Annotated in this window: 10 protein-coding genes; 2 read left to right on the top strand and 8 right to left on the bottom strand. The window is 61.2% G+C overall.

Features of this window, described 5'->3' with window-relative positions; all coding sequences use genetic code 11:
• Positions 1-352: 352 nt before the first annotated feature.
• From dcd to LGH74_RS07185, 6 genes are all read right to left on the bottom strand, one after another.
• Positions 353-892 carry a dCTP deaminase gene (gene dcd / locus LGH74_RS07210; protein WP_226173941.1) on the bottom strand — a complete coding sequence of 180 codons (540 nt, stop codon included), beginning with the start codon at positions 890-892 and terminating at the stop codon, positions 353-355.
• Positions 893-1,005: 113 nt separating this feature from the next.
• Positions 1,006-1,872 (bottom strand): hypothetical protein, encoded by an 867-nt coding sequence (locus tag LGH74_RS07205; RefSeq protein WP_226173939.1) that lies wholly within the window; start codon positions 1,870-1,872, stop codon positions 1,006-1,008.
• Between the two features lie 249 nt (positions 1,873-2,121).
• Positions 2,122-3,435, bottom strand: coding sequence for a glutamate-1-semialdehyde 2,1-aminomutase (gene hemL / locus LGH74_RS07200; RefSeq protein WP_226173937.1), 1,314 nt, complete (start codon positions 3,433-3,435; stop codon positions 2,122-2,124).
• A 164-nt stretch (positions 3,436-3,599) separates the two neighbouring features.
• A complete protein-coding gene (locus LGH74_RS07195; protein ID WP_226173935.1) occupies positions 3,600-5,636 on the bottom strand; it encodes an ABC transporter substrate-binding protein in 2,037 nt (678 codons plus the stop codon).
• Between the two features lie 184 nt (positions 5,637-5,820).
• Positions 5,821-6,528, bottom strand: coding sequence for a type 1 glutamine amidotransferase (locus LGH74_RS07190; protein WP_226173933.1), 708 nt, complete (start codon positions 6,526-6,528; stop codon positions 5,821-5,823).
• Between the two features lie 2 nt (positions 6,529-6,530).
• Positions 6,531-7,199 carry a hypothetical protein gene (locus LGH74_RS07185; RefSeq protein ID WP_226173931.1) on the bottom strand — a complete coding sequence of 223 codons (669 nt, stop codon included), beginning with the start codon at positions 7,197-7,199 and terminating at the stop codon, positions 6,531-6,533.
• A 232-nt stretch (positions 7,200-7,431) separates the two neighbouring features.
• On the opposite strand from LGH74_RS07185, the gene LGH74_RS07180 reads away from it, so the two are divergent.
• Positions 7,432-9,306 (top strand): DUF4153 domain-containing protein, encoded by a 1,875-nt coding sequence (locus LGH74_RS07180; RefSeq protein ID WP_226173929.1) that lies wholly within the window; start codon positions 7,432-7,434, stop codon positions 9,304-9,306.
• Positions 9,307-9,330: 24 nt separating this feature from the next.
• Here the strand turns inward: LGH74_RS07180 and LGH74_RS07175 are convergent, their stop codons facing one another.
• Together LGH74_RS07175 and guaA are read right to left on the bottom strand one after the other, a co-directional pair.
• Positions 9,331-9,519 carry a hypothetical protein gene (locus LGH74_RS07175; RefSeq protein ID WP_226173927.1) on the bottom strand — a complete coding sequence of 63 codons (189 nt, stop codon included), beginning with the start codon at positions 9,517-9,519 and terminating at the stop codon, positions 9,331-9,333.
• 164 nt (positions 9,520-9,683) lie between these two features.
• A complete protein-coding gene (guaA, locus tag LGH74_RS07170; RefSeq protein WP_226173925.1) occupies positions 9,684-11,216 on the bottom strand; it encodes a glutamine-hydrolyzing GMP synthase in 1,533 nt (510 codons plus the stop codon).
• A 270-nt stretch (positions 11,217-11,486) separates the two neighbouring features.
• On the opposite strand from guaA, the gene LGH74_RS07165 reads away from it, so the two are divergent.
• Positions 11,487-12,005: a carboxypeptidase-like regulatory domain-containing protein gene (locus tag LGH74_RS07165; protein ID WP_226173923.1), complete on the top strand. Its 519-nt coding sequence runs from the start codon at positions 11,487-11,489 to the stop codon at positions 12,003-12,005.
• The last annotated feature ends 48 nt before the right edge of the window (positions 12,006-12,053 follow it).

Here is a 12,053-nt window from a genome sequence, read left to right as displayed (position 1 = left end):
TTTAGGGCGAATGGAAAACTGCCGGTAGCTGAAAAGAACGCCTCAGCAGCCAGCAGTTGTCATTAACTAACGAAAAACTGTGCCAGGGAGTTCGTGTAAGTTTTAGGCGCTACTGTAAGAGGCAGGGGAAAGAGCGTGAGAAATGCCTCCTTGCGAGGCGCAGCCGCGACCATCCGTCCTCTGCAATGGCTGAATGTGCTGAAGCCAAAAGCCCTTTACTACCGCGTGTAGTAAAGGGCTTTTTGGTAAAAGCGCGTTTGCCACTGTGTAGCGGACGGATTGCTTCGGCTTACGCCTCGCAATGACACGAGTTTAGCACATCAGCCATTAATCATTAGCACATTAGCCCACATTACCAGTTGTTTTTCCACATCATCGACTCCACCGGCTTGTCGGTGCGGTCGTTGTACTTGGCGTTGGCTTTGCGGTTGTAGAAGGTCGTCACGTCGCCCTGCACGGCGAAGTAAATGAGCTGGCCGATAGGCATACCGGGGTACACGCGCACCTGCTGGGTTACGGAAATTTCCAGGGTCCAGGTGTTGCAGAAGCCTACGTCGCCCTTGCCGGCGGTGGCGTGAATATCGATGCCCAGGCGGCCCACGCTCGATTTGCCTTCCAGGAACGGTACCTGCGCGTGGCTTTCGGTGTATTCTTCCGTGACGCCCAAATAGAGCACCCCGGGCTGCAGCACGAAGCCTTCCTCGGCCGACATTTCAAATACGTCGATTTCGTTGTGCTTACGGGCATCCAGCACCGTGTCGCGGTAGGTGGCCAGGTAGCGGCCCAGGTGCACATCGTAGGAGTTGGTGCCCAGGCAGGCCGGGTCGTAGGGCTCAATGACGATGTTGCCGCGCTCAATCTCGGCCAGAATCTGCTGATCGGTAAGAATCATGGAAGGGGTGTTAATTGTCAGTTGTTCGTTGCTAGTTGTTAGGTATTGGTTTCCATAAGTAGCAAGGTGCTCTCCCTGACTAACAACTGACAACCAACAACTAACAACTACCCCTACTCCGGGTCGTCCTCGTCGCCGTAGCGGTCTTCGGGCAAGGCGTTGGTGGAACGCTTGCGGGGGCGGCTGGCATCGGGCTGGCGCTCTTCCAGCTCCTCGGCCAAGCCATCGAGGCGGGCGCGTAAGTCGGGCAGCACCGTGGTGATGATGTAGAACAGCAGCAGGGTAGCCGTAACCGCGAAGAGCAGCGTCAGGTAGTCGACCCAGTCGTGGCGCACGGCTACGTCGAGGGCGCGGTTGTTGGGAGTGGGCGAGGTAAGGGCGGTGGAGCTGAGGGTTTCGGGCTGGGGCGCGGGGTCTTCGGCCACGGCGGGCGTAGCCGGGGCGGCGTCGGCATCGGCGGGGGGCACGGCGGCCTCATCCACGGCCACATCTTCCGGATTGGGGTCTTCGGAGGCGTTGAACTGCGCGGAGGCTTGCTTAATGACGCGCTGCAGGGAGCGAATCAGGGCCACCCGCTCGTCGCGGGGGAGCACCCGGATAAAGAACTCGAAGTTCTTGTCAATCAGGAGTGTGTTGAGCTGCTTGTCGAACTCGGCCAGATCGGTGCGACCTTTGCCGAAGCGGTTTTTGAAGCGCTCCGCCACGTCGTTGTAGTTCAGAAACAGCTTCCGCAGGTTGGCGTTGCCGCCAAAGCCGTCGAATTCCTTGCGGGCCTTGTGGCTGCGCAGCGTCACGGGGAACTTGTTGCGGGTAAACGACTTGTCGTAGACCGTTTCCATCGTCCGGAAATTCAGCTCGTCCACGGTACGGTCGAACAGGCGCTTGTTGGCTACGGCGGGTGCTTCTACCTGGGCCTGCAGGGAGCCCAGGGTGGCTACGAGCACGAAAACAAGGGAGAATAGGAGGCGAAATTGGCGCATAGCAGCAAGGCAGATTGGCCGCAAAGGTAACCAGTTGCCGTCGTGGTTCAGAAAAGGAGTGAAAAAACTGTGTTTCCACCTGTCATGCTGAATGCAGTGAAGTACCTTCTTCACCTTAATGAGCAGCCCCATTAAACGTACAAAAGCCCTCTACTACCGCAGCAGTAAAGGGCTTCGTTACATTGGTAAAACCCTCAGTGGGGTAGGCCAGAAGGCCCTTCGCGCTGCTCAGGATGACAGAAAATGAGCTTACAACCCGTGGGCTTCGCGCATCGACTCGCGGCAGGCGGTCAGGTACTGGTCGACCAGCTCGTCGGTAATGGCCGTGGACACGAACAGGGCCTCGTACTGGGCCGGGGCCAGGTAGATGCCGCGGTGCAGCATGGCGCGGAAGTAGCGGCCGAAGGCTTCGGTGTCGGAGGTTTTGGCGTCTTCCAGGTTGTGTACCGGCTTATCGGTAAAGAACACGCTGAACATGGAGCCCACCTGGTTCACGGTGTAGTTCAGGCCCAGCTCGGCGGCAATCTGGCGGGTGCCGTTGGCAATGCGGGTGGTGATGCGCTCCAGCTCGGTGTAGAGCTCGGGGTGCTCCTGCAGGTAGGTGAGCTGGGCAATGCCAGCGGCGGTGGCAATGGGGTTGCCGGAGAGCGTGCCGGCCTGGTAGACCTTGCCGGCCGGGGCCACGCAGTCCATGATATCCTGGCGGCCGCCGTAGGCCCCCACGGGCATACCGCCACCGATGATTTTGCCCAGCGTGGTCATGTCGGGCGTGATGCCGAAAAGCTCCTGCGCGCCGCCGCGGGCCAGACGGAAGCCGGTCATGACCTCGTCGAAAATGAGCACGATACCGTGCTCGGTGCACAGCTCGCGCAGGCCCTGCAGGTAACCTTCGGCCGGGGCCACGAGGCCCATATTGCCCACTACGGGCTCCAGAATGAGGGCCGCTACCTGGTCTTTATTGGCTTCGACGGCCGCGCGGGTGGCAGCCAAGTCGTTGTAGGCCACCGTGATGGTGTCTTGGGCTACGCCTTCGGTGACGCCGGGCGAATCGGGGGTGCCCAGGGTGAGGGCGCCGGAGCCAGCCGCAATCAGGAACGAGTCGCCGTGGCCGTGGTAACAGCCTTCAAACTTGATAATCTTGTTGCGCCCCGTGTAGCCGCGGGCCACCCGGATGGCCGACATGCAGGCCTCGGTGCCGGAATTTACCAGCCGTACTTTTTCGATGCTGGGCACCATCTTCTTAATCAGCTCGGCCATTTCCACCTCGCGGCGGGTGGGCGCGCCAAACGACAGCGAAGCCGGAATAGCCTGCTGCACGGCCTCCAGCACCACTTCCGGCGCGTGACCCAGAATCATCGGGCCCCAGGAGTTGATGAAGTCCATGTAGCGGTTGCCATCCACGTCGGTCAGCCACGCGCCCTTGGCCGACTGCATGAACACGGGGTGGCCGCCCACGGCCCGGAAGGCCCGCACCGGCGAGTTGACGCCGCCGGGAATATGGTCTTTGGCCCGGGTAAACAGCGCGTCGGAAGTAGAGAGGTTGAGGTCGGAAGAAGCAGGCATAGGAAAGAAAAAGAAGGGGAGGGAAGGAATAGAGAAGAACGTCATGCTGAGCGAAGTCGAAGCATCTCTACCGCAATAGTATTCAATTAGCAGTGCAACGAAGCGGTAGAGATGCTTCGACTTCGCTCAGCATGACGTTCTGGAGGAGGTGCTTATTGACAAACCTAGCGGATGCCCACCGGGTTCTGCACCTCTATTTCCAGTCGTTCGAGCTTGGTGAAGGGCACGTATTGGTTGTCGTGGGCGCCGCTGGGGTAGCCGATGCCCTGAAACACCGCGCCGGAAACTGGGCCGGAAGCGGCCAAGTTTTGCTGGAAGCCGGGGCCGTGCTGGTGCAGCTGGGAAGCAAAGTAGTAGAGCAGCTCGAAGCCGGTGAAGGCGAATACCGAGGGCGGCAGGTTCTGGCGCTGGAGGTAAAGCTGGCGGAAGCGCCGCACGCCGGGCAGGGTTTTGTCCAGGTATTTGGGATGAATGAAGAACACGTCGCGCGAGTCGAGCTGGCCCAGGCTGATGCGGTTGTTTTCCAGCCACGAGGCGTAGGTGAGCAGCGGCACCCGGGCACCTTGGCTCTGCATCACGCCCAGCGTGTAGGGCCCGGACTTGCGGTGGTCGGAGGCTACCACAAGGTGGCCCACGGTTTTCAGGTCGAGGCCCGCGAAGCCGCTGCCGATGGATTCGTCCACGTCGGAATTGATGCGCCGCAGCTGGAGTACTTTGCCACCGAGGGCTTCGTAGGCCGTTTTGTAAGCTTGGCCAAACGCGGCTTCGTCCTTGGTGTCTTCGTAGAGCACCACGGCCGTGCGGCTGGTAAAGCGGCCAATGGCAAACTGCGCCGCCTGCTTAGCCTGCGTTACGGTGCTGGGCTCGAAGAGGTAGTGCCAGCCGTTGTCTAGCACTAGGTCGGCATCCTGGGAGAGGGGGTTGATACAGATAATCTGCTTCTGCTGGGCGTAGCGGGCCAGAATCTTGCTGCCCGACTTATACACTGGCCCGATAATCATGTCCATCGAAGCCAGCTCGGGCAGGGCCAGCACCTGCTTAAGCTGCAGCGTGTCGGCACCGGTATCGTAGGAGTAGAGCTGTACGGGTCGGCCTTCGCGCTGCAGCGAATCCTGGGCGAGGCGCATGCCGGCGTAGAGGTCGGTAACGAACTGATTTTTGCGCTGCTTTTCCCAGCTCGGGTCGTCAAACTCGAAGGGCAGGAGCACGGCCACGTTGTAGCTGCTTTTCTTCTGGGCCTTGGGCCGAGGCGTATAGCGGGTCCGGTCGAGGCTGAGCTGGGTAACGAGCTGGTCGAGGGTGGCTTTGTCGGCCTCGGTATACCAACCGCCAGTCACGAGCTTATCGGCATAGGCCCGGCCCACGGCGGCATCCTGGGGGTAGCGCGTCAGCAGGGCCTGAAACACCAGCTTGTCCTTCACGCGCGGCAGGTACACCGCTTTCATGGCTTCCTGCTCGGTGGTGAGGCGGCCGGCGGGCAGCTGGGCCAGCATTTTCAGGGCGTTATCGGCTTCACCCAATTCGAAGGAAATCTGGGCCTGCAGGAAAAACGCCTCAGCCATGTTCGGCCAGGTAGGATACTCATTGCGCAGCAGGTTCAGCATCTGCTCGGCCTCGGCCCATTTCTTGGCGCGGGTGGCGGCTACGGCATATAAGTAGGCGGCTTCGGGGGCACGGTCAAACTTAGCGGCGGGCGGGGTGAGGGTCTCCAGCTCCTGCATGGCCAGGTCGTAGCGGGTCTGGGTTATCAGGATTTTGCCGTTCTGGTAGCGCACGTTCGGGTCCGAGGAGCCCATATTAGCCGGCAGCGGCGGACCAGTTGGCTTGGGCGGTGTGGCCGGCTTGGGCGCTACCGTGGCAGAAGAGGCTGGTTTGGCCGGCGTGGTGCCGGCAGCGGCCGGCTTGGTGGTGCCCGTGGTAGCAGGTTTGGCAACGCCAGCAGCGGGCGTGACTTTGGGTGTAGTTGCCGCTTTGGGAGTCGCGGCCCCGGTTTTGGGAGGAGTCAGGACCGTTTTGCCGGGTGCCACCGCTGGGGCAGCGGTAGTTTTGGTCGGGGCCGCTACTGGCTTTTTCGCCGCCGGCGTACTAGCCGGCTTGGTTGCCGGAGTGGCCGGTTTGGTCGTGGACTGTTGCGCCAGGGCAACCGTGGGAGCAAAAGTCAGCAGCGTAGCTGCGAGCCGAAGAGCAAAGAAATGCCTCATAGCCGAGGGCCGGGGAGTTTGGTTTAAAACGGGAGAAGCCCGGCCCAGGGCCTGCGGCTGCATTCGGGCAAAGGTACGCAGGATCGGCGGGGAAGATATGGGGAACGGCTGCCGGTCCGGCTGCTTCCCAACCAGAATGTAGAAACAAGCTCGGCCGGGGGTACGCCACTACCGGCCAGTGCTATCAGAAGTTCGCCTGCCGCAAGGCCAGCTGATCGAGCAGTTGGAACAAAAACGCCTGCCCGGCCGCCAGCTCAACTGCTTGCTGGTGTACAAGGTCAGCGGGCTGCACCCAGGCTCCTGGCACCAACTCGTGGCCATCGTGGTGCAGCATGGCGTGTAGCAGCTCGGGCGTCAGCTCAGGGTGAAACTGCAGGCCCACGAGCCGGCCATCGGCCACAAATGCCTGCTGGGCACAGGCTGCCGACGAAGCCAACGCCATGGCCCCAACGGGTAGGGTAAACGTGTCGGCGTGCCAGTGCAGCACGGTAAGCGGGCCGGTGAGGTGCCCGAAAAGCGGGTGGGTCGCCGCCGCGGGCGTGGGATGGATGGGCCAAAAGCCGATTTCAGGTACGGGGTTAGGGTACACGTCGGCGCCCAGAGCCTCGGCCAGCAGCTGCGCCCCCAGGCAGATGCCCAGCACGATTTTGCCGCTTTCAATGGTGGCCTTGATAAACTCCTTTTCGGGTTTCAGCCACGGATACCGGTCTTCTTCCCGCACGCCCATGGCCCCACCCAGAATCAGGAGCCAGTCGAACCCAGTCAGGGGCGGAAACTGCGGCTGTGGCTCGTAGAGTCGGGTGTACGACCAGCAATGGTCGTGCCGGGCGGCCCATTCCAGAATGGTGCCGGGCGTTTCGAAAGCGGCGTGCTGCAGGCAGTGAATGCGCATGGCTACCGCAGGTCGGCGTGTTCCAGATACACACTGCGAGTTACCGTCAGCTGCTGCTCCGCCAGCTTCGGCTGGGCCTTGATATTGATGACGTGCCCTGGTTTGAGGGGGCGCCGGGCGGCCTTGGCGGGCACAATCTGCAGGAGCGGGGGCGCCTTTCTGATACCAACGTAGCTCGGTACCTGCAGGGCCACTACCTGGTCGAAATCGGGCTGGCGGGCAATGCGGTGGATGGCAAACATCAGCGGCTCTTCCCCGATGATGAGCAGAGCCGGCTTAGCCATGCGCCGCGCTTCCAGCTTTTCAGCGTACAACACTTGCCGGATCTGGACCGTGACGTGGCGGGCAATGGCCGTGCCGCCCCGCTCAAAATGCCCCCGGTAGAGCGTAGCCCGGAACGGCCGGGGCTGGCGGAGCATGTCGGGGAGCACAAACGGCTCGGGCTCCAGGGTATACACGGTTTCGCCGGGAAATTGCTGCTGGCTGCTTTTGTAGGCCGCTTTAGTTGAGTCGCTGAGCGTCAGCTCCAGCAGCACCTGGTAGTGGTGCGGGCTGCGAAACATGGGCAGATGGGAAGCATAAACGCGGTGGTTGCCAAAAACCAGCATGCCATGCACCCCGGGCTGGTCGGGGCCGGCGGTGGGGGCGGAGTGGTGCTGGGACTGGGCCAATAAACTGGCTAGGAAGAGAAAGGAGGCGAGCAGTAAGCGTCGCCAAACCCGCAGTGGGGTATCAAGCATTTGTCAGCGGACAAAAAAGGGGATTGCCAATACGCGGCACCGGGGCAAAGATAAGGGAATGGGGTAAACCAAGGCCGGCGTGGGCGGCATACCCGAATTGATGAGCTGCAAGGATGGGAACTGCCGGGAAAGCTGTTTCTTGCCTCAATATTCAATATTCCTAATGGCTCTTCCCTCTTTGCAACGTGTCGTTGCCGAGGCCGCCCGCGTGGTGCGCCGCTTTCCCCTTACCCTGCTGAGTAGCCTGGTGCTGTGCGTGGTCGGTATTTATTGGCAGCGCCTCAGCTCCGAGGAAGAAAAAGAGCTGGCCTGGCTATTTCCGGTGGTGTCGGCGGCCGGGCTGGGCCTCGCGCTTACCTTGTGCGTCGCTCTGGCCGCCGAGCGTTACCGCTGGCCGCGCTGGGCCGCGCTGGCGGGGCAGGCCGCGGCCCTGGCTTTGCTGGCGCTGTGGTACGCCGTCTGCCCCGCCGAGCCCGATACCGTCTGGAGCCTGCGCCTGCTGCTGTTGCTGTTGGCGCTGCACCTGCTGGTAGCCGCGGTGCCGTATCTGCCCGAACTGCGCCGCCAGGCCGATACGCCCGGTTTCTGGCGCTACAACGAAACCCTGTTTCTGCGCATTCTCACGGCCGGCCTCTACTCGGGCGTGCTGTATGCGGGGTGCGCGCTGGCCATGCTGGCGGTGGAGAATCTGTTTGATATTAAGCTGGGCGAGCATAGCTACGAGCACCTGTTCACGGTACTAGGCACGGTGTTCAATACCTGGTTTTTCCTGGCCGGCGTGCCCGCCGATTTTGCCGCTTTGGAGCAGGAAGCGCCCTACCCAAAGGGACTGAAGATGTTTACCCAATTTGTGCTGCTGCCCCTGGTGGTGCTCTATCTGGGCATTTTGTATGCCTATCTGGGCCGCATTCTGGGGCAGTGGCAGCTGCCCAAAGGATGGGTGTCGTTGTTAGTATTGGCCTTTTCGGTGGCCGGCATCTTCGCCCTGCTTTTGATTCACCCCATCCGCCACGCGGCCGAAAATACCTGGATTCGCACCTTCGCGCGCTGGTTTTACCGGGCCCTATTTCCGCTGCTGGGCTTGCTGGCCGTAGCCATCGGTACCCGGGTGCGGCAGTACGGCCTCACCGAAGAACGCTATTTCGTGCTGATTCTGGCCGGGTGGCTGGCCCTGGTAGCCATTTATTTCCTGATGCGCCGCGGCCAGGGCATCATCTGGATTCCGGCTTCCCTGGCCCTGGTGGCGCTGGTAGCCGCCGGCGGACCCTGGGGTGCCTTCGCCATATCGGAGCGCAGCCAGCTGGGGCAGCTGCGGGAACTGATGGCGCAGTACCCGCGGCTCCGCAACGGCAAGCTGGACAGCGCCGCGCAGCGGGTGCCCAATATGTCGCGGCCCACCAAGCAGCGCATCAGCTCCATCTTCGAGTATTTCAGTAAGCGTAATGCCCTAGAGCGTCTGCAGCCCTACTTCACTGCCAGCCTGGCCCCGCCCGATTCGTTGCAGCAGTTGCGTAGCTGGCAACAGCGGGACTGGGCTACCGACCGGCTCGCGGGCCTGAGCGGTATTCCGATCTACAATCCCTACAATCTGAACGAGTCCAAAGAGCTGTCGGTCCGATTTCACACCGGGCGGCCCGAGTTTCAGAAGCTGGGTGGGGGGCGCTACTGGCTGTCGTCCATCAGCTCGTATAGCTATAATGAGCACGACCTAAACCTGGAGATAACGGCTCAGGAAGGCATATTCCGGGTGCGCACCGAAAACCAGGGGCACGACCTGTGGCTGGAACAGCAGCGCGCCGATGGCACCTGGCAGCGGCAGCTGAGCGTCGATTTGGGCACCGTGGCCGATTCGCTGGCTCGCGTGCACGGCCGCAACCGGCAGCAATGGGTGGAAGTACCCAACCCCACCCTGACGCTACGCGCTACGACGCCCAGGGCCAGTCTCACCGTATTCCTGCAGGAAATAATGCGCCGTCAGCGGCAGGATACTGCATCCTACGATATTGAGGGGCAAGCCTTGCTGGAGTTGCGCCCTTAAGACTGGGGCCGTTGCAGGTGCCGACTAGTGCGCCTGCGCCCCGGTGCGCAAGCCGTAGAACAGATACAGCAGAAACACCGCACTGCCGGCCAGCAGGCCAAATAACACCCAGCGCAGGGTGTAGCCCAGCGGCGAAGCGGCAGCCGGGCGCTGCAAGCCCGGCCAGGCCAGCCACAAGCTGATAAGGGCAACAATTAGGGCGAAAAACAGCATAAAAGCGTATTTATAAAGTTGGAACAAAAGTAAGAGCAGCAGCGGCGGAAAAAGCACAGCGCCCCAATACAGCAAAAGCCGCTTCGGGTAACCGAAGCGGCTTTTGCGCTAAAAAAACAGGAAAACAATCGTCTGCAAAATCCGCCGAATCCTTGGTTCAGGCATTATTCCCACTCAATCGTGGCCGGCGGCTTGGAGCTGATGTCGTACACTACGCGGTTGATGCCGCGCACCTGGTTGATAATTTTGTTGGACACGTGGGCCAGGAAATCGTAGGGGAGGTGGGCCCAGTCGGCCGTCATGCCATCCACGCTGGTCACGGCGCGCAGGGCTACTACTTGCTCGTAGGTCCGCTCGTCGCCCATCACGCCCACACTCTGGATGGGCAGCAGCATCACGCCGGCCTGCCATACCTGCTCATAGAGGCCGAATTCGCGCAGGCCGTCGATGAAAATAGCGTCAGCGCGCTGCAGCAGGTCTACTTTGTGGGGCGTGATGTCGCCCAGAATGCGGATGCCCAGGCCGGGGCCGGGGAAAGGGTGACGGTGCAGAATGTTGTGGGGCAAGGCTAGCGCATCGCCCACTTGCCGTACCTCGTCCTTGAACAAGGCCCGCAGCGGCTCCACGATTTTTAGGTTCATCTTCTCCGGCAGCCCGCCCACGTTGTGGTGGCTCTTGATGGTCACGGCCGGCCCTTTCACCGACACCGACTCGATGACATCCGGATAAATGGTGCCCTGAGCCAACCAGCGGGCTCCTTCCACCTTCTGGGCTTCCTGGTCGAATATCTCGATGAAGGTGCGCCCGATGGCCTTGCGCTTCAGCTCCGGGTCGGAGATGCCGGCCAGGGCCGCGTAGAACTCCCGGGAAGCATCCACGCCGCGCACGTTCAGGCCCAGGTCCTTATAAGAGTGCAGCACGCTCTCGTACTCGTCTTTGCGCAGCAGCCCGTTGTTCACGAAAATACCGTGCAAGCGCGGCCCGATGGCCCGGTGCAGCAGCAGCGCCGCCACACTCGAATCGACGCCGCCCGAAAGGCCCAGAATAACCTTGTCGTCGGGGCCAATGGTGTTTTGCAAAGCCAGCACCATACTATCCACGAAGTGTTCGGGAGTCCAGCTTTGGTCGCAGCCGCAGATATCCACTACGAAGTTGCGCATCAGCAGCTTGCCCTCCGTAGAGTGCGTTACCTCGGGGTGAAACTGGATGCCGTAGGTGGGTTGGCCCTGCACGCGGTAGGCGGCTACGGCCACTTCCGGGGTGCTAGCAATAATGTCGAAGCCGTTGGGCAGTGTCTGAATCGTGTCGCCGTGCGACATCCACACCTGCGAGCCGCTGGTCAGCTCGCGCATCAGCGGGTTGCTGTCGTCGAGGTGGCTGAGGCGGGCGCGGCCGTATTCGCGGATGGTAGCGGGCAGCACTTCGCCACCATTTTGCTGGGCCAGCAGCTGGGCCCCGTAGCACACGCCCAGCACCGGCACGCGGCCCAGGTAGCGGCTCAAATCGGGGTTGGGCGCCTCCGGGTCGCGCACCGAGCAGGGCGAGCCCGAAAGCACAACGCCCCGGATGTCCTCAGTGAGGTCCGGGGCGCTGGTATAGGGGTGAATCTCGCAGTAGACGTTCAATTCCCGGATGCGCCGGGCAATGAGCTGCGTGTACTGGGAGCCAAAATCGAGAATCAGAATTTGTTGAGGCATGGGCAAAGGTAAGGAGCACTAGCACGCGAGCAAAGCCCTGCCGTGTTATCCTTTGCCGGGAGTATCATCAGCCGGTCGGCGGCAATTCATGTCACAAACGCCGGGTAATAGGCATGGTTCGAGTGCTCAGTTAAGCAAACGGGCAGACTTTAATAGGTTTTTTCCTATGTAATAAAGGGTATTGTTACAATCACAGCTAGCAGCGTTTGCGCCTTTCACAATGGTGGTAACCAGCGCATCTTTGACGGGAATCCACTAACGCCTTTTGTCATGAACCACGTTTCACGCTTATTCAGCCTGTTTTGCCTGCTTGGTTCCGCTGCGGCGGTACAGGCTCAATCCACGCCGGCGGCCTCGGGTACAGCGACGCCGGTAAGCCAGCACGCTTCGACTGCCTCGCCCTATACCAAGCCTGCTGAAGAGGTCACAACCACATCCGAAACCACCGCTCTCGATTCCCCAGCAGCGGTTGCCACCACAGCCACCGAGGCGCGGCAGGTTGTTGCTACCGTTACCGTGAAAGGCAAAGTGCTCGACGAAGAAAACAAGCCAATGGCCGGGGTGGTGGTCTATATAAAGGATGCGCCCGTGAAGGATGCCTCTTCCATTGCTACTACCGATGCCAACGGTGAATACAGCCTGGAAGCCCCGGCCGGCGTCAATACGCTGACTTTCAGCTACGCCGGCTACCAGGATCAGCAGCTCAGCGCCAGCAACTTTCTGCCCACGGCCGTGCAGCTGCTACCGGCCAGCAACAAAAAGAAGCTGGACCGTATCAGCCGCCGCTAAGCCAGCTGCGCCCCAGATAAGGCTAGGCAGCAATGCGTCAAGGTCCTA

It is taken from the genome of Hymenobacter lucidus (assembly GCF_020447265.1).
Lineage (GTDB): Bacteria > Bacteroidota > Bacteroidia > Cytophagales > Hymenobacteraceae > Hymenobacter > Hymenobacter lucidus.
Note: the sequence above shows the minus strand (reverse complement) of the source record. Positions and strands in the feature narration are given on the sequence as shown.